17 protein-coding genes are annotated in these 16,802 nt (G+C 56.5%); 4 read left to right on the top strand and 13 right to left on the bottom strand.

Annotation, left to right across the window (positions count from 1 at the left end):
- Nucleotides 1-31: 31 nt before the first annotated feature.
- Genes ABWP27_RS01660 through ABWP27_RS01650 form a run of 3 tightly spaced genes read right to left on the bottom strand, consistent with a single transcriptional unit; the run spans nucleotide 32 to nucleotide 2,903 of the window.
- Nucleotides 32-1,201, bottom strand: a complete 1,170-nt coding sequence (locus ABWP27_RS01660) for a putative sulfate/molybdate transporter (RefSeq protein ID WP_353152755.1) — start codon at nucleotides 1,199-1,201, stop codon at nucleotides 32-34.
- Between the two features lie 23 nt (nucleotides 1,202-1,224).
- Nucleotides 1,225-2,244 (bottom strand): DUF6352 family protein, encoded by a 1,020-nt coding sequence (locus ABWP27_RS01655; RefSeq protein WP_353152753.1) that lies wholly within the window; start codon nucleotides 2,242-2,244, stop codon nucleotides 1,225-1,227.
- A gap of 14 nt (nucleotides 2,245-2,258) precedes the next feature.
- Complete coding sequence (locus ABWP27_RS01650) at nucleotides 2,259-2,903, bottom strand: class I SAM-dependent rRNA methyltransferase (RefSeq protein WP_353152751.1); 645 nt, start codon at nucleotides 2,901-2,903, stop codon at nucleotides 2,259-2,261.
- Between the two features lie 165 nt (nucleotides 2,904-3,068).
- Here ABWP27_RS01650 and ABWP27_RS01645 point away from each other — a divergent pair, with 165 nt between their 5' ends.
- Together ABWP27_RS01645 and ABWP27_RS01640 are read left to right on the top strand one after the other, a co-directional pair.
- Nucleotides 3,069-4,037: a chemotaxis protein gene (locus tag ABWP27_RS01645; protein ID WP_353152749.1), complete on the top strand. Its 969-nt coding sequence runs from the start codon at nucleotides 3,069-3,071 to the stop codon at nucleotides 4,035-4,037.
- Between the two features lie 187 nt (nucleotides 4,038-4,224).
- Nucleotides 4,225-5,562 (top strand): AmpG family muropeptide MFS transporter, encoded by a 1,338-nt coding sequence (locus ABWP27_RS01640; RefSeq protein WP_353152747.1) that lies wholly within the window; start codon nucleotides 4,225-4,227, stop codon nucleotides 5,560-5,562.
- Nucleotides 5,563-5,572: 10 nt separating this feature from the next.
- Here the strand turns inward: ABWP27_RS01640 and metW are convergent, their stop codons facing one another.
- Together metW and metX are read right to left on the bottom strand one after the other, a co-directional pair.
- The gene (metW, locus tag ABWP27_RS01635) at nucleotides 5,573-6,175 is read right to left on the bottom strand and encodes a methionine biosynthesis protein MetW (RefSeq protein WP_353152745.1); all 603 of its coding nucleotides are present in this window, start codon (nucleotides 6,173-6,175) and stop codon (nucleotides 5,573-5,575) included.
- Nucleotides 6,172-7,329 (bottom strand): homoserine O-succinyltransferase MetX, encoded by a 1,158-nt coding sequence (gene metX, locus ABWP27_RS01630; RefSeq protein WP_353152743.1) that lies wholly within the window; start codon nucleotides 7,327-7,329, stop codon nucleotides 6,172-6,174. Before metX ends, metW begins: the two co-directional genes overlap by 4 nt.
- Nucleotides 7,330-7,747: 418 nt before the next feature.
- On the opposite strand from metX, the gene ABWP27_RS01625 reads away from it, so the two are divergent.
- A complete protein-coding gene (locus ABWP27_RS01625) occupies nucleotides 7,748-8,338 on the top strand; it encodes a chromate transporter (protein ID WP_353152741.1) in 591 nt (196 codons plus the stop codon).
- Nucleotides 8,335-8,919 carry a chromate transporter gene (locus ABWP27_RS01620; protein ID WP_353152739.1) on the top strand — a complete coding sequence of 195 codons (585 nt, stop codon included), beginning with the start codon at nucleotides 8,335-8,337 and terminating at the stop codon, nucleotides 8,917-8,919. The genes ABWP27_RS01625 and ABWP27_RS01620 overlap by 4 nt, the downstream gene beginning before the upstream one ends.
- 39 nt (nucleotides 8,920-8,958) lie before the next feature.
- Here the strand turns inward: ABWP27_RS01620 and ptsP are convergent, their stop codons facing one another.
- The 8 genes from ptsP to ABWP27_RS01580 all read right to left on the bottom strand — a co-directional run bounded on the left by ptsP (nucleotide 8,959) and on the right by ABWP27_RS01580 (nucleotide 16,688).
- Nucleotides 8,959-10,707: a phosphoenolpyruvate--protein phosphotransferase gene (gene ptsP, locus ABWP27_RS01615; RefSeq protein WP_353152737.1), complete on the bottom strand. Its 1,749-nt coding sequence runs from the start codon at nucleotides 10,705-10,707 to the stop codon at nucleotides 8,959-8,961.
- Between the two features lie 96 nt (nucleotides 10,708-10,803).
- The gene (locus ABWP27_RS01610; protein ID WP_353152735.1) at nucleotides 10,804-11,073 is read right to left on the bottom strand and encodes an HPr family phosphocarrier protein; all 270 of its coding nucleotides are present in this window, start codon (nucleotides 11,071-11,073) and stop codon (nucleotides 10,804-10,806) included.
- Nucleotides 11,074-11,097: 24 nt separating this feature from the next.
- A complete protein-coding gene (locus ABWP27_RS01605) occupies nucleotides 11,098-11,505 on the bottom strand; it encodes a PTS sugar transporter subunit IIA (protein ID WP_353152733.1) in 408 nt (135 codons plus the stop codon).
- Between the two features lie 72 nt (nucleotides 11,506-11,577).
- Entirely contained in the window at nucleotides 11,578-12,528 is a 951-nt protein-coding gene (gshB, locus tag ABWP27_RS01600) for a glutathione synthase (protein WP_353152731.1), read from the bottom strand.
- A 145-nt stretch (nucleotides 12,529-12,673) separates the two neighbouring features.
- Nucleotides 12,674-13,972: a glutamate--cysteine ligase gene (gene gshA, locus ABWP27_RS01595; protein ID WP_353152729.1), complete on the bottom strand. Its 1,299-nt coding sequence runs from the start codon at nucleotides 13,970-13,972 to the stop codon at nucleotides 12,674-12,676.
- Between the two features lie 200 nt (nucleotides 13,973-14,172).
- Nucleotides 14,173-15,582 carry an ammonium transporter gene (locus ABWP27_RS01590; protein ID WP_353152727.1) on the bottom strand — a complete coding sequence of 470 codons (1,410 nt, stop codon included), beginning with the start codon at nucleotides 15,580-15,582 and terminating at the stop codon, nucleotides 14,173-14,175.
- A 10-nt stretch (nucleotides 15,583-15,592) separates the two neighbouring features.
- The gene (locus ABWP27_RS01585) at nucleotides 15,593-15,931 is read right to left on the bottom strand and encodes a P-II family nitrogen regulator (RefSeq protein ID WP_011869727.1); all 339 of its coding nucleotides are present in this window, start codon (nucleotides 15,929-15,931) and stop codon (nucleotides 15,593-15,595) included.
- A gap of 22 nt (nucleotides 15,932-15,953) precedes the next feature.
- Complete coding sequence (locus tag ABWP27_RS01580; protein ID WP_353152725.1) at nucleotides 15,954-16,688, bottom strand: TorF family putative porin; 735 nt, start codon at nucleotides 16,686-16,688, stop codon at nucleotides 15,954-15,956.
- Nucleotides 16,689-16,802 lie beyond the last annotated feature (114 nt).

Raw genomic sequence — 16,802 nt, 5'->3', positions numbered from 1 at the left:
ATACACCGGCTTGCATCGGCAAGCGCCGAAGCTATAGTCGCAACCAGCCGCGTTGCAACAGTTGATGCAAGACGATACCGACCACAAATCCCGCTCCGACGTTCCACATACAGAGCGCGGCCGTCAGTAATACCACCGCCCGCGCACCGCGTTCGGCCGGGAAGGTGCTGCTGCCTAGGGCCAGTTGCGCACCGGTCAGGAACAGGATCACGCCCAGTATGGCAAGCGGAAACAGCTTGAACAGCAGGTCGACCGAATCGCTGAAGAAAAATGCCAGCACCAGCAGCACGCCGCCGAGAATCACCACCGAGCCGCCGGTGCGTGCGCCAAATGCGATATGTCCGGCCATGCCGCCGGCGCCATGACACATAGGCACACCGCCGACCGTTGCACTGAACAGATTCATGATGCCGGTTGAAATCGACACACCGCCTTCGCTGACGCAGCGCTGCGGAAACAGCCGGTTGTTTTCTTCCTTGATCGCAATCACCGCATTACCCAGAGTCAGCGGCAATTGCGGCAAGGCCAGCAATACGGCGCCGACAAAGAACTGATTCCACGACAGCTCGCTCAATGCAAACGTCGGCGTATGAAAAGCGATGCCGGTTTGTGCCAGCGCATCCAGCAGCGCGGGATTTTGCACCATGCCCACTGCAGCGCCAAATGCCAGCAAGACAAACATCGCCGGTATCTTGCGATTGCCCATCAACAGCAGGGTGCCGCTGCCACCGATGACGGCAATCAGCCAGTCGCTCTGCATCATCCTGATACCCTGCAGCATGAAGCCGAAACCAAGGCCGAATACGATGCCGATCACAACTGCAGGCGGCACCATTTTCGCCAGACGGGAAGCCAGGCCGGTGAGTCCGAGGAACAGCCACGCAATGCCGGTCACCAGCGCCGCACTGTACACCGCAGCGGGCGTGACGATCGCGGTTTGCACCGCCTGCAATGCAGCGACGGCGCCGATGGCTTTCATAGGCTGCACCGGGAACGGCGTCCTGTAATACAAACCCGACACCAGCATCGCCGCACCGAAGGCGAACAGCACGCCAAACGGATCCATCTTCAGCACGCCGATATACGCGGCGACGAAGGGGATCAATGTTCCCAGATCACCGAACGCGCCGGCCCACTCCATGCGGTCATAGCGATTGCCGCTGGGCGCATCTGCTGCAGACGTAATCGTTGGTTCGCTCACTATTCGGCGGCCTTACACAAAACTCAGGAAATAGATGCCAGCGGCAAATTCAGCAACAGGTTTTGCGGCTTGATGCGCAAGATATCGGCATCATTCATTGCGCACGCCATGTAAACCGGGCGGCCGGCCACATCGGGGCGCACTACCGACGGATCGACGAAATCCAGCTGGAACAGGGACAGGATGCGCCGGTTGCGCGCTTCGTCCAGCTCCACGCCCGCATACAGATCATTCAGGATGCCGGTCGCTTCCGCATCCAGCCCGATATGCCAGGCCCAGTGTTTGGCTTCGATGGAACGCAGGGGGCGCACCACCACTGCAACGCCATAGAAATGATCTATCCATTTTTCAATCACGCGGCAAAACGCGGTCAGCGCGGCACGACCGTAGGCAAAGCTGATCACCGTATCGTGACGTTCGTTGCGCGCCCAATAGGTAGCGGCATTCTCCTGATCGATGACATCCAGCTCGACGCGCCGCGGCTTGGTCTTGGCTTCAATCAGCAGACGACCAATATCGCCATAGTTGCCGCCGCTGGCATGCAGATCCACCGTCGCCGCATCGGCCAGCATGACGGCACCATCTTCAAGCGCCACTTTTTGCGGGCGAAAAAACAATTCAGCAGCGCGCACCTGCAAGGCGTCTTCGCTGTCTGCCAGCATGCCATGCACGATCATCTGCGCCAGCTGGTCGATAAAAACCGGCGGCGCCGTCACCGTGCCGGCGCGGAATATATCGAGATAGGCGGCTTCCAGCGTAGGCGCGGCCAGCAGGCGATCGCGCCACGCCAGCAACACGCGGTAATTGTCGCGCGCATCCTCGTCCTGCAACGCGGCCAGCTCGGCTTCCGTGACCGCACGGCGCGGCGCGGCCAGCAAGGCTGCATGCAGGCTGCGTTCATGCTCGCAGGATTCTGCGATCGGTGCGACTTCCGGTCTGTGCCACCAGGCACTGAGCAAAGCGTCGCTCAACAGCAGGCGGCCATCTTCGTCGCACTGTGTCAGGGCAAAACCGGAACCGGACCAGAATTCTTGATTGCGCATTTTTTGAAAAACCTTTATTTAAAAAACTTTTTCTCGCCGGTTTTAAGATCGAGCGCATAGCGCACGCCGTTTTCCGTCAGCAGCATATCGTCCGGCGGCTCATCGCCGGCCAGCACACCGTACGTCACCGGCAAACCCTCGCCTTTGCGTATCAGTTCGTCGGCACGTTCATAGACATTCACACAACCGGTTTCCGCCATCAGCGATTGCACGATCGCGACCTTCCACGCATCCACACCGGCCGACTGAAACTCGCAAATCAGGAAACCGTTTTGATCGCCATACCAATCAACCACCAGGCCCGACAATCCGTCTTCGTCACCTATGATCAAGGGCAGTCGTTTGGCCGCGCCTATTCTTTTTCCCTTGGCAGCATCTATCCGTTTGTGCACGGCGGTTTTGACGCGCCGCTTGATCAGCGCATGATCGATAGGTTCGTTTTGATCGAAGCTCCAGACCCGGGCGCGTATCTGCGATTTCGGCGCATGGGCGGCGCGTGCGAGGAATTTTCCCGAAGAAGAATGAACCAGTGCGGTGGCACCGGATTTAAACCGTTCGGCCGGCTTGCCGTCCACCCGTTCGACTGCCGAGGCATAGATCCAGGGTTGGCGTTCGAGCAGGCTTTTTTCCTTGCCCTGTTTAATAGTGATGATCAACATGCAATAAGTTGTTTGAAAAAGACAGAAAGGAAGGGCTCATGATAAACCGCAATGCACATGACATAAGATTTAACCTTCATCTCACGCATTTTGGCGCAAAATGAAGTGCAAAACGACGACAGGCGAAAGCAAAAAATCGCCGCCGATAAAAATAATGGAGACACGATGGACGCAACACAAAATGAAATCGACGAACGCTCGGCCCTGACCTCAAATAACAAATTCGAGCTGATGCTGTTTCGCCTGGGTGTCTCTCCGCATTCCGAACAGAGTGAAATTTACGGCATCAACGTCTTCAAGCTGCGCGAATTGATGGCCATGCCGGCGGTAAATTCGATCGCCAATTCACCACCGCACATGCTGGGCATGGCAAATATTCGCGGCCAGCTGATTCCCGTCATCGATTTGCCGGCCGCGCTCGGATGCAAACCGGCCACCGGGCTGAACATCCTGATGGTGACCGAATTCGGCCGCACGGTACAGGGTTTTGCGGTGGAAGAAGTCGATGAAATCGTACGCCTGAACTGGAGTCAGGTGCGGGCAGCCGAAGGCGCCGCAGCCGGTCGCGGCACCATCACCAGCATTGCACAACTCGATGCCGACCTGAACAATACGCGACTGGCACAGGTACTGGATGTCGAACAGATTTTGCGCACCGTGATGCCATCCGGCATGACAGATATCGATCCGGATGCCATAGACAATTCGACTATCCTGCCGCCGGGAACGATGATCCTCGCGGCCGATGATTCCTCCTCGGCAAGGATGCTGATCGGCGGTTGCCTGGACGCCATGAGCCTTCCCTATGTCATGACAAAAACCGGGCTGGAAGCGTGGCAGAAGCTGAACGAGTTGAGTGATGCGGCAAAAAAAGAAGGCAAAGACATCAGCGATAAAGTGGCGCTGGTACTGACCGATCTTGAAATGCCGGAGATGGACGGCTTTACCCTGACCAAGAAAATCAAGGGCGATGCACGCTTCAAAAAAATCCCGGTCGTGATTCACTCCTCGCTGTCCGGCACCAGCAACGAAGTGCACGTGCACGGTGCGGGAGCCGATGCCTACGCCGCCAAGTTCAAGGCCGAGGAACTGGCGGTCACCTTGCGCGACGTGCTGGCAAAGGTGCGCGGATAAACTTTCCCATCCCGCCGCACTTTTCCATCACCCTGACAACGGCTTGAAGCAGCCCGGCATGTGCCGGGCTGCATTTCAGCTGCACCTTCCATTCGTACATCTCCGCTCTTGTCGCATGCCGGCTCTTGTGTCAGCATCTGTTCCTGTCGGCGACAGCCCGACACTCCACTCAAACTAGGCAGGCAGCATGATTTTTCGCAACAGCGGTACGCAAGGGCACTCATGGGCAGACACACTCAAGGTCTACCGCGAACCGGCCACCGTACGCATGTTGCTGCTGGGTTTTTCCGCCGGCCTGCCGCTGATGCTGGTGTTGGGCACGCTCAGCTTCTGGCTGCGCGAAGCCGGCATAGATCGCAGCACCATCGGCTACCTGAGCTGGGTCGGCCTGGCGTATGCATTCAAATGGGCGTGGGCGCCGCTGGTCGATCGCATGCCGATTCCATTCCTGACGCGCTGGCTGGGACGCCGCCGCAGCTGGCTGCTGCTGTCGCAGGGCGCCATCATCGCCGGTTTGATCGGCATGGCCTTCAACGATCCGCGTCTGGACCTGCAACCCGTGGTCTGGTGCGCGCTGATGGTTGCCTTCGGCTCTGCCACCCAGGATATCGCGCTGGATGCCTTTCGCATCGAATCAGCCGATACCGATCGCCAGGCCGCGCTGGCGGCTGGCTATCAAACCGGTTACCGGCTGGCGATGATCTGGGCGGGTGCCGGCGTACTGTGGATTGCGGCGCGCGCTGAAGTCATCGATGGCGGCACTTATCAGGCCGGCGCCTGGCACGTCGCTTATCTGGCGATGGCCGCCTCGATGGCGGTCGGCGTGCTGACCGTGCTGTTCTCCACCGAACCGGTGCGACGCATCTTGCCGCCGGCACGCAATGCTGCGGCCTGGCTGAACGATGTGGTGATCGGCCCGTTTCGCGATTTCATCCTGCGCTATCGCTGGCAGGCGGTGCTGATCCTGGCACTGATTGCCATTTACCGCATCAGCGATGTGGTGATGGGCATCATGGCGAATCCGTTTTATGTCGATATGGGTTACAGCAAGGATGAAGTGGCGGCGGTGACCAAGATCTTTGGCATCGTGATGACGCTGCTCGGCGCCTTCATAGGCGGCGCGCTGTCGATGCGCTTCGGCATGATGCGTATTCTGACGCTGGGTGCGGTATTGAGCTCTGCCAGCAATCTGCTGTTTGCCTGGCTGGCAGGTCATGGCCACGATGTCAGCATGCTGGTGCTGGTGATTTCTGCCGACAACCTGGCCGGCGGCATTGCCAGCGCGGCGTTCATCGCCTATCTGTCCAGCCTGACCAATGTCGATTACTCGGCCACGCAATATGCGCTGTTGAGTTCGATGATGCTGCTGCTGCCGAAATTCCTCGCCGGCTATTCCGGCACCTATGTCGATGCTTACGGCTACAGCAATTTTTTCATCGCTACCGCCTTGCTCGGTGTGCCGGTGATCATCCTGTTATGGCTGGCCGCCAGAACGCAAACCAGTACCGCGCGTAGCGAGCAGTAAAAAGCAGCGGCTACTTCTTGCGCAGGCGGAATACCGCCAGGCTGCCGCGCCAGTTCGGCAGGAAGGAAACCGGCTGCCCATCCTGCAAAGCCACGCATTCGATCACTTCCAGCCCGACCTCATTCGCCAGCTCTTCAAAATCCTTGATCGTTGCGCAACGCAGATTAGGCGTGTCGTACCATTCATACGGCAGGCTTTTTGATACCGGCATACGACCGCGCAACAGCGCAATCCGGTGCGGCCAGTAGGCAAAATTAGGGAAGGAAACAATCGCTTCGCGACCGACACGCGAAATATCGCGCAGCACGCCTTCGACATCCTTCATCATTTGCAGCGCAGACAAACACAGCACGGCATCGAAGGCATCGTCGGCAAAAATCGCCAGGCCCGCTTCCAGATCGCGTTGAATCACCGAAACGCCGCGCTGCACGCATTCCGGAATTTTGTCGTCATCGATTTCAATCCCGTAACCGCTGCATTGCTTGTCGGTTTGCAGATAGTCCAGCATCACGCCATCGCCGCAACCCAGATCGAGCACCTGCTTGCCGTTACCGACCCAGTGCGCAATGAAGGCCAGATCGGGACGCAGTGCGCTTAATTGTTCAAAATTCATACCTGCGCTCCCGCTTTCAGACTGCCGCCGTCGATTTCCTTGTACGCACGTTCAAAGTACGCCCGCACCACGCTCATGTAGCGCGCATCGTCGAGCAGGAAGGCATCGTGGCCGTGCGGCGCATCGATTTCCGCATAGGTAACCGTACGCTTGTTATTGACCAGCGCCTGCACCATTTCATGGCTGCGCTCGGGCGCGAAGCGCCAGTCGGTCGAAAACGATACCAGCAAAAACTGCGCGCGCGTGTTCGATAAAGTCCTGGTCAGATCGCCGCCGAAATCCTTGGCCGGATCGAAATAATCGAGCGCCTTGGTGATCAGCAGATAAGTATTGGCATCAAAGTATTCGGAAAACTTGTCGCCCTGGTAGCGCAGATACGATTCAATTTCAAAATCGATGCCGAAGCCGAATTGGTAACTGCCGGAGCGCAGGTCGCGGCCGAATTTCACCGCCATGTCGTCGTCCGACAGATAGGTGATGTGGCCCAGCATGCGCGCCACGCGCAAGCCGTTTTTCGGCACCACGCCATGCGCGTAATAATCGCCACCGTGATAATCGGGATCGGTCAGAATCGCCTGCCGCGCCACATCGTCGAAGGCAATGTTCTGCGCCGTCAGCTTGGGGGTCGAGGCAACCACCACGCAATGACGCAAGCGTTCCGGGAACAGGATGCTCCATGCCAGCGCCTGCATGCCGCCGAGAGAACCGCCCATCACCGCGGCGAACTGCTGAATGCCCAGCGCATCGGCCAGTCGCGCCTGCGACTGCACCCAATCTTCCACCGTCACTACGGGGAAGTGCGCGCCATACGGTTTGCCGGTAGCCGGATTCGCATGCATGGGGCCGGTAGAACCGAAGCAGGAGCCCAGATTGTTGACGCCGATGACAAAAAATCTATCGGTATCGAGCGGCTTGCCCGGACCCACCATATTGTCCCACCAGCCCTTGGTGCTGGCGTCTTCGCTGTAGCTGCCGGCCACATGGTGCGAGGCATTCAGCGCATGGCACACCAGCACGGCATTGGAATGATCGGCATTCAGCGTGCCATAGGTTTCATAGACCAGCGTGTAGTCGGTAATTTCCGCGCCGCTCTGCAAAGGCAGCGGCGTGGAAAAAAACATGGATTGCGGCGCAACGATTCCGAGAGAGGTCATGTTATCTATTCAGGAGAAGAAGGCAGTCAGGGACACCGGCATTCTCTGGCATTACAAAAAACAAAAAAGCCCGAAAGCAGCAGCTTACCGGGCTAAATTCGAGACTCAAACAATGAGCACGCTTTAGCCGTATTTATTATGCGCCCGCAAGCTGATGTCAAATCGGCGCCATGACGTAAGAATAAACAAGTCGCCCCGTGCCGTCAAACGCAGGTCATAGGGTTTTGTCATTGTTGCACGTCGCTGCAGTCGGCTGGCGGCGTATAAAAATGATAATTTCAGCCATGCGCACAATAGAAATCTGTCGTGTTGCAGCAGCCGCCATTCAGCGCAAGTGCACAGGATGCTAAACTGCCAGCTGGCCGGAAGCGATAGTCATCGCGACCGCGTGATTCAGTTGCCCTTCTTTCCGGATTGAATGGATATCCTGCAAACCGACGAACGTCCGCTACACGAAGGGCCGCGCCCGCAATCCCTGGCCGACCTGTTTTTTTCCTTCACCATACTCGCACTGCAGGGATTCGGCGGCGTGCTGGCGGTTGTGCAGCGCGAGCTGGTGGAAAAAAAGAAATGGATGACGCAGGAAGAATTTGTTGAAGACTGGGCGGTCGCGCAAATCATGCCGGGCCCGAATGTCGTCAACATGTCGCTCATCATCGGTGGCCGCTATTTCGGCCTGCCGGGCGCGCTCGCCGCATTTGCTGGCATGCTGACGCTGCCGCTGATGCTGATCATGATCATCGCCATCGTGTATGCACCTTACTCCAATCATCCGCAAGTGGCGCACGCACTGCGCGCGATGGGCGCCGTCGCGGCAGGATTGATCCTGGCAACTGGCATCAGACTGATACGCGGCTTGAAAAACAATCCATTGGGGCCGTACGTCTGCGGTGTCTTGAGCCTGGCGTGTTTTACCGCCGTTGCCTTGCTTCGGCTGCCGCTGGCCTACCCGCTGTTCGGCCTCGGCATTCTCGGTTGCATACTGGCTTACCGAAAGCTGGCGTCATGAGCCAGACCCTGCAGCTTTCATTGCAAACCACCGATTGGGTGCATCTGTTCCTGCACTTCATGTCCCTGTCGCTGCTGTCGCTGGGCGGCGCGCTGGCATCGGCGCCGGAAATGCACCGCTATCTGGTCGCCGAGCAGCACTGGCTGACCGATCCGCAATTCAGCAACTCGATCACGATCGCACAGGCTGCGCCCGGGCCCAATATTCTGTTCGTTGCATTGATGGGATGGAACATAGGCTTGAACGCCGGCGGCATGGCCAACGGTTTTCTCGGCATGGCGCTATGCATGGTCGGCCTGCTGCTGCCCAGCACGGCGTTCACCTATATGGCAACGCGCTGGGTACATCGCAATCGTCAACTGCGTGCGGTGCGTGCATTCAAGCTGGGTATGGGGCCGGTGGTGGTCGGCTTGGTGCTGGCTACCGGCTGGATCATGGCCAGTACGCAAAATACATTCCGCGAAGACTGGCCGCTCTGGCTGCTCACCTTCATCACCGTCATCCTGATACTGAAAACCCGCATCGGGATTCTATGGCTGCTGGCCGGCGGTGCGATTCTGGGATGGCTGGGGGTGGTGTAACGGCGCCTTGTGCAAGCAGGATTGCTATGCGCGCCGCCTTTACACCACACGCAAACGTTCGACCGCCGCAATAATTTCTTCCTGCTCGAAGCTGCGCACGATCTTGCGCATCAGCGGCGCCAGCGCGTTCAGATCGCTGTTGAGAACTTCATTCTTCACCGCCAGCAGTTGCGACGGATGCATGGAAAACTCCCGCAAACCCATCCCCAGCAGCAAACGCGTCATCTGTATATCGCCGGCCATTTCACCGCATACCGAAATCGGCACGCCTGCTTTCGCAGCCATCGCGATGGTCGTCGAGATCAGGTACAGCACGGCCGGATGCAGCGGGTTGTACAGATGCGCCACTTCATGATCGACGCGATCGATCGCCAGCGCATATTGAATCAAATCGTTGGTGCCCAGCGACAGAAAATCCAGGCGCTTGATGAACATCGGCAGCGACAGCGCAGCGGCAGGAATTTCTATCATCGCGCCTACCGGCAGGTCTGCGTCGAACTTGATTTTCTGTTCCCGCAACTGCGCTTTTGCCTGCTCTATCATCAGCAGCGTTTGATCGATTTCAAACGCATGCGCCAGCATTGGCACCAGCAGCTTGATCGGACCGAAAGCGGAAGCGCGCAGAATCGCGCGCAATTGCGTCAGAAACATCTGCGGTTCGGACAGGCAGAATCGAATCGCGCGCAAACCCAGCGCCGGATTCAACGCCGTCTGCTCGGAAAAATCCATAGGCTTGTCGGCACCGATATCCAGCGTGCGTATCGTGACCGGCCGGCCCTTCATTGCAACCACGGCTTTTTTATACGATTCGAATTGCTCGTCTTCAGACGGCAACTGATGGGCATGGCCGGTGCGTCCCATGAATAAAAATTCAGAGCGGAACAAACCTACGCCGTGCGCGCCCGCATCCATCGCGTGACCGCAATCGTCAGGGAATTCGATATTCGCCAACAAGGTAATCGGCGTGCCGTCCAGCGTCACCGACGGCATCTTTTTCAGCCTGCCGAGTTTCTTGCGTTCGCGCACCTGGCGCGCCTGCTTCTCGCGATACTGGTCGAGCACGACCGAGTTGGGTGCCACCACCACCACGCCGGCGTCGCCGTCAATGATCAGCCAGTCACCCTGGTCGATCAGCGTCGACGCATTCGACACACCAACCGTGGCGGGAATATCAAGACTGCGTGCAACGATGGCGGTGTGCGAGTTCTGACCGCCGAGATCGGTAATGAAGCCGCTGAATGCGCTATGGCGAAATTGCAGCATATCGGCCGGTGAAATGTCGCGCGCCACGACGATCATGCTGGCGCCGCCTTCCGCGCCGTCGCCCTTGGGCAGGAGGCTGGCGCTGCCGGTCAGCGCTTTCAAAACACGTTCGCCAACCTGCTGAATATCCGACTTGCGTTCACGCAGGTAGGTATCTTCTATCTCTTCAAACTGTGCCGACAATTCCTCAATCTGCGTGACCAGCGCCCATTCGGCATTGTAGTAACGCGAACGAATGATATCGAGCGGCATTTCGGAAATCATCGGGTCGGACAAAATCAACGCATGCACGTCAATGAATGCACCCAACTCGGACGGCGCATCGGCCGGCAATTCATTCCAGATGTTTTGCAGTTCGGCATGCACCGAGGTAATCGCACATTTCAAACGCGCGACTTCAGCTTCCACCTGATCATCAGCGATCAGGTAATGTTGTACATCGAGTGCAGCGGGAGCGAGTATATGCGCGCGGCCGATCGCGATGCCGCGCGAGACCGGAATGCCGTGTAGCGTGAAAGAAGTCATCGAAGTCAGTCCGTATCAGTGGCAGCGGAAGGCAATATCAAAACAGAGCGATGTGGGCGGCAGCGAGCAAATACAAGACCTGCCGCGCATGCCGACTTACTCGCCTTCGCCGAACTTGTCTTGAATCAGGCATTCGAGAGCATCGAAACACTCTCTTTCATCCGGGCCGTTGGTTTCCAGCATTACCTTGGAACCCTTGCCGGCTGCCAGCATCATCACGCCCATGATGGATTTGGCATTCACGCGACGCTTGTTGCGCGTCATCCAGACTTCACTTTTATACCTGGCAGCGAGTTGCGTCAGTTTGGCAGAAGCCCGCGCATGCAGGCCGAGCTTGTTGATAATTTCGATTTCTTGTTCAATCATTTTTCTTATAAGAATTATTTAAAATCAATTTGGTGCCAGCCGCACGCGGTTGTCTACCCTGACCGCGCCTCCCTGCCCACCGGCCAGCGCCATTTCCACCACGACGTCCAGCGTATCCTGCCGATAAGTAATCGCGCGCAACAACATCGGCAAACTGATGCCGGCGATCACTGCCACATTCTCTACATTGCACAAACCCAGTGTGCAATTCGACGGCGTACCGCCCATGACATCGGTAATGACCAGCACGCCGGAACCGTCATTCAGGCCGGCAATGGCCTGCTTGGCCAGTTGCTCGACTTCATGCGTATCCTGATCGGCATTGACATCAATCGCATCCAGCTTTTCCGGGCGCGCGCGAAACACATGGGTAGCCGCTGCAATAAAGGCTTGTCCCAAAGGTGCATGTGTCATCAACAGAATACCGACCATCAGATTTATTCGATTCGCAAATTTTTCACAACAGCATTTTCAAAACTTCCGACAATGTCTGTCACTTCCTCATTAATTCCATGTTTCTGCATGCTTTTCCAGCGCATCGACAAACATCGCTGCAACATCGAAACCGGTTTGCTGCCTGATTTCCTGGAAGCAGGTCGGGCTGGTCACATTCAATTCGGTCATGTAGTCGCCAATTGCATCCAATCCTACCAGCAACAAGCCTCTTTTTAAAAGAATTGGCCCCAGCGCTACAGCGATTTCGCGATCGCGCGCCGATATTTCGCGCGCCACGCCGACCCCGCCTACCGCCAGATTGCCGCGTATTTCAGTTCCTTGCGGTATCCGCGCCAGGCAATACGGCACGACTTCGCCGCCTATCAACAAAATGCGTTTGTCGCCTTGCGTGATCTCCGGAATATAACGCTGCACCATGATGGTTTGACGGCCGTTTTCAGTCAGCGTTTCGATGATGGAGCCGAGATTGAGTGCATCGTTCATGACGCGGAAAATGCCTGCGCCGCCCATGCCGTCCAGCGGCTTGAGGATGATGTCGCCATGCACTTGATGGAAGGCGCGTATGCGCGCTGCATCGCTGGTCACCAGCGTCGGTGCGATGTACTGCGGGAATTGCGCAATGGCCAGCTTTTCATTGAAGCTGCGGATCGCTTCCGGCTTGTTGAAAATACGCGCGCCCTGTTTTTCTGCCAGCTCCAGCAGATAGGTCGCGTAGATATATTCCATGTTGAAGGGCGGATCGGTGCGCTCCAGAATCGCATCGAAGGCTGTCAATTCCTGCGCCACCGGTGCTTCCATCCGGTACCAGTCCTTGTCATCTCCGGTCAATGTGACGCGCGCCACATTGGCGATGACCTTGCCCGCCTCGAAGGCCATGTCCTTGTGCTGAAACACGTGAATCGCATGGCCGCGGCGCGCGGCTTCGCTCATCATCGCGTAGGTGGTGTCCTTGTAAATCTTGAAGCCATCCAGCGGATCGCATGCGAAAGCTATTTTCATCCGGCACATCCTGAAAAATCATAGGGTCGGCAAAACTTGCCCGACAGGTTTTTGTTTAGCGACTGCATCCGTATTTGCATTCCATCATTGTGGCGCCATGCGAACCATCTGCTCGAACAGACAGGCGTGGCAGCCGGCAACTGCCTCAGTACACTTCCGGATTCGGATCGGTTTTTTCCATTTCCAGCGAGGCTGCCAGCAAGGCCAGTCGTGCCACCACGCCGTAGATATAAAAACGGTTCGGTGCAGCCGTTCCCGGCTTGGCCTGATAATCAGGCAGCGCATGCTGATGGGCAAACGCCAGCGGCACGAAGTGCGCGCCCGGCGCATTCAGATTTTCATCGTTGCCGCGATCGGCATGTACACGATAAAAACCGCCGACCACGTAGCGATCGATCATGTACACGACCGGTTCGGCTACCGACTCATTGATATGCTCGAAGGTAGGCACGCCTTCCTGGATGATCACATCGGTCACTTCCAGGCCATCCTTGATGACCGCCATCTTGTTGCGTTGCTTGCGGTTCAAATCCTTGACTTCGCTGGCATCGTGCACGGTCATGATGCCCATGCCGTAAGTGCCGGCATCGGCCTTGACGATCACGAAGGGTTTTTCCTTGATGCCGTATTCCTTGTACTTCTTGCGCATCTTCGCCAGCAGCGTATCGACATTCGATGCCAGGCAGTCTTCACCAGTGTTTTCATTGAAATTGACGTTGTCGCATTTCATGAAATACGGATTCAGCATCCAGGGATCGACATCGATCATCTTGGCAAATTTCTTGACCACTTCATCGTAGGCGGCAAAGTGATTGGTCTTGCGACGCACCGCCCAACCTGCATGTAAAGGCGGCAACAGATTCTGTTCATTCAGATTTTCCAGAATGGCCGGCAGACCGGACGACAAATCATTATTCAACAGGATCGTGCACGGATCGAAATTCTTCAGGCCGAGGCGACGGCCGTTATGCGAACGCTCCAGTGGCTCCAGCGTCAGCGTGGTGCCATCCGGCAGCTCGATAGGCGTCGGCGCCGTTATATCAGGCGACAGCGAACCAAGGCGCACATTCAAACCGGTTTGACGGAAAATCTGTATCAGGCGTGCGACGTTTTGCAGATAGAAGGTATTGCGCGTGTGGCCTTCCGGAATCAGCAGCAGATTCTTGGCATCCGGGCAGTACTTCTCGATGGCCGCCATGGCAGCCTGCACCGCCAGCGGCAGCATCTCGGGCGACAGATTATTGAAGCCGCCGGGGAACAAATTGGTATCCACCGGCGCCAGCTTGAAGCCGGCATTGCGCAGATCGACTGAACAATAAAAAGGCGGCGTATGTTCCTGCCACTCCAGCCGGAACCAGCGCTCGATGGCTGGCGTAGCGGTAAGAATCTTTTTCTCAAGGTCGAGCAACGGACCGTTCAAGGCCGTGACGAGATGCGGAACCATATAAACCTTTTTGCTGAACTTATCGTTAATTGAGACTGATTTTAAACGGGAAACAACAAATACGTGCTTGATCCGTCCATCATATTCATTCAATTTGGCATGTTCAGATGAGGGCAAAACAGTAATTTAAAAGCCCCAAATAAAAAAAGCGCCCCACAAGGAGGCGCTTTTGCAAACCCGCGTACGGGACAGGGAAGCAATTACGAGTGATAAGCGGACTCGCCGTGGCTGCTGATATCCAGGCCTTCGCGTTCTGCTTCATCAGCCACACGCAGACCGATGACCATGTCGACCAGTTTGTAGGCAACAAAGGCAACGATACCGGACCAGACGATCGTAATCAGCACGCCCTTGACCTGCACCATCAACTGATGCGCCATTGCATAGTCAGCTGCACCCGTGCCACCCAGCGAAGGCGCTGCCAGCACGCCGGTCATGATGGCACCGAAGATACCGCCTACACCATGGACGCCGAACACGTCGAATGCATCATCTGCACCCAGCATGCGTTTCAGACCGCTTACACCCCACAGGCAGATTACGCCAGCCAGCAAACCGAGCACGATGGCGCCCATAGGACCGACGAAACCGGCCGCAGGTGTGACCGCAACCAGACCGGCAACCGCACCGGAAGCTGCGCCCAGCATGGAGGCCTTGCCTTTGAGCACGGCCTCAGCGCCTATCCATGACAAGGTCGCTGCACCTGTTGCCAGGATGGTATTGATGAAGGCCAGACCGGCAATGCCGTTTGCGCCCAGAGCAGAACCGGCGTTGAAACCGAACCAGCCCACCCACAGCAGGGAAGCGCCAACCATCGTCAGGGTCAGCGAATGCGGAGGCATCGCTTCCTTGCCGAAACCGACACGCTTGCCCACCATATAGGCACCAACCAGACCTGCAATACCTGCATTGATATGCACCACCGTACCGCCGGCAAAGTCGAGGGCGCCTTCCACAAACAGCAAGCCGCCTGCAGCCCAGACCATATGCGCAACCGGGATGTAGCTGAAGGTGAACCACAGCACCGAGAAGGCAACCACCGCAGCAAATTTCATGCGCTCTGCAAACGCACCGACAACCAGCGCGCAGGTAATGGCCGCAAAAGTCGACTGGAAGGCAACGAATACATATTCAGGAATGGTGCCCGAAAGCGTGTCAGGCTTGATCCCGCTGAGGAACAGCTTCTCGAACGAGCCGTAGAACGAACCGCCACCCGCGAAGACCATGCTGTAACCATAGATAGCCCATAAAACGGTAATCAGCGCGAACAGAACGAACACCTGCATCAATACCGACAACATGTTTTTCGACCGCCCGAGGCCGCCGTAAAACAATGCCAGACCAGGGATCGTCATCAGGATGACGAGCATGGTCGACGTCAGCATCCACGCCGTATCGCCCGTGTTCAACACTGGCGCAGGCGCAGCGGCTGGCGCTTCTGCGGCTGCCGCAGGAGCCGGAGCTTCAGCCGCTGCAGGGGCAGGAGCCGCCACCGTTGCGCTTGCAGCCGGCGCAGTCGCTTCTTCTGCAATGGCCGGTGCCGCAAAACCCACGGCAAGCAACAAAGCACCTGTCGCCAGGGCGCTTGCGAATATTTTCTTGATACTCATCTCATTCCCCTTAAAGTGCTTCTTTACCGGTTTCGCCGGTGCGGATGCGAACGACTTGCTGCAGGTCGTAGACGAAAATCTTGCCGTCGCCGATTTTGCCGGTTCTGGCCGCCGTTTCGATTGCCTCAATGGCGCGATCGACAATCGCGTCATCGACCGCTGCTTCGATCTTCGTTTTAGGCAGGAAATCCACCACATATTCCGCACCGCGATACAGCTCGGTATGACCTTTTTGGCGGCCAAAGCCTTTGACTTCCGTCACGGTGATCCCTTGCACGCCGATCGCGGACAAGGCTTCCCGCACTTCATCCAGCTTGAAGGGCTTGATAATGGCAGTAATCAGTTTCATGTGAACCTCTTACGTAGTTGAATTAAAACGCTTTGGAGATGGATAATACAGCGGTGGTATCGCCGGTTTTTTTGGTTTTTGCACCTTTTGTCAATGGCAAGTCATCCTTGGCATTGGTGCCGATTGCGGCCAGGCTGATCGTTGCAAAACCAAAGTCGCGTGCGATGCCAACTTTGTAATCGGTGTAATCAGAAGCGCTGTTATGACGCACTTTTTGACGACCGACGTGGAAGCTCAAAGTCGTTTTTTCAGCAACTTCGAAAGCAGCGCCAAGATCGAGGTAGCCCGAACCCTTGCTGTTATCTACGCCGAAGAAATCGGAAACGGCATGACTGTATTTTGCCGAGAACCATTTGTACGTTGCACCGACATAGACTTCGGTGGTGTTGATGCTTTTGCCGGCGGCAGTTTCTGCGCCCGGGTAGTAATAATGCAGTACACCGACATCACCGGTCAGGTCAGGCGCGATGGCGAATTTGTAGCCGCCGTACAGATCCATTTCAATGTTGCCGTTATTGATCGCGCTGGTATCTACATTCGAGTTCCAGTTGCCGACATAGAAGCCGCTCGAATGTGCGTAATCGAAACCGCCCTGGATGGTAGGCTCTTTAAATGTTTGGGAAAGGCCGCGAAAACGATAATCGGTCGCCAAGGTAACATTGCCGGTAAAAGTATGTTCCGGAATGGCTTCTTCTGCGTGAGCCAGACTACCAGCAAACGCACTCATTACCGCTGCGGCAAGAATTAGTTTTTTCATGATATTCCCTTTAAAGTTAAATGTAGAACCCGAAATTGGTTGTCCTCGATCTACATTTAGCAGGACTCATGCCAGCTTTTTTAGACAGGATGTATTATCATTTTTACTATTAAT

Source organism: Herminiimonas fonticola, assembly GCF_040395855.1.
Classification (GTDB): Bacteria; Pseudomonadota; Gammaproteobacteria; order Burkholderiales; family Burkholderiaceae_D; genus Oxalicibacterium; species Oxalicibacterium fonticola_A.
This window is presented reverse-complemented; position numbering and strand designations above follow the sequence as displayed.

Coding starts and splice junctions, on each gene's coding strand:
- ptsP (WP_353152737.1), bottom strand. CDS start 10,707: ATGACTTCTTTCACGCTACACGGCATTCCGGTCTCGCGCGGCATCGCG.
- ABWP27_RS01590 (WP_353152727.1), bottom strand. CDS start 15,582: ATGAGTATCAAGAAAATATTCGCAAGCGCCCTGGCGACAGGTGCTTTG.
- ABWP27_RS01645 (WP_353152749.1), top strand. CDS start 3,069: ATGGACGCAACACAAAATGAAATCGACGAACGCTCGGCCCTGACCTCA.
- ABWP27_RS01655 (WP_353152753.1), bottom strand. CDS start 2,244: ATGCGCAATCAAGAATTCTGGTCCGGTTCCGGTTTTGCCCTGACACAG.
- ABWP27_RS01585 (WP_011869727.1), bottom strand. CDS start 15,931: ATGAAACTGATTACTGCCATTATCAAGCCCTTCAAGCTGGATGAAGTG.
- ABWP27_RS01620 (WP_353152739.1), top strand. CDS start 8,335: ATGAGCCAGACCCTGCAGCTTTCATTGCAAACCACCGATTGGGTGCAT.
- metW (WP_353152745.1), bottom strand. CDS start 6,175: ATGAATTTTGAACAATTAAGCGCACTGCGTCCCGATCTGGCCTTCATT.
- metX (WP_353152743.1), bottom strand. CDS start 7,329: ATGACCTCTCTCGGAATCGTTGCGCCGCAATCCATGTTTTTTTCCACG.
- gshB (WP_353152731.1), bottom strand. CDS start 12,528: ATGAAAATAGCTTTCGCATGCGATCCGCTGGATGGCTTCAAGATTTAC.
- gshA (WP_353152729.1), bottom strand. CDS start 13,972: ATGGTTCCGCATCTCGTCACGGCCTTGAACGGTCCGTTGCTCGACCTT.
- ABWP27_RS01650 (WP_353152751.1), bottom strand. CDS start 2,903: ATGTTGATCATCACTATTAAACAGGGCAAGGAAAAAAGCCTGCTCGAA.
- ABWP27_RS01605 (WP_353152733.1), bottom strand. CDS start 11,505: ATGGTCGGTATTCTGTTGATGACACATGCACCTTTGGGACAAGCCTTT.
- ABWP27_RS01580 (WP_353152725.1), bottom strand. CDS start 16,688: ATGAAAAAACTAATTCTTGCCGCAGCGGTAATGAGTGCGTTTGCTGGT.
- ABWP27_RS01625 (WP_353152741.1), top strand. CDS start 7,748: ATGGATATCCTGCAAACCGACGAACGTCCGCTACACGAAGGGCCGCGC.
- ABWP27_RS01610 (WP_353152735.1), bottom strand. CDS start 11,073: ATGATTGAACAAGAAATCGAAATTATCAACAAGCTCGGCCTGCATGCG.
- ABWP27_RS01640 (WP_353152747.1), top strand. CDS start 4,225: ATGATTTTTCGCAACAGCGGTACGCAAGGGCACTCATGGGCAGACACA.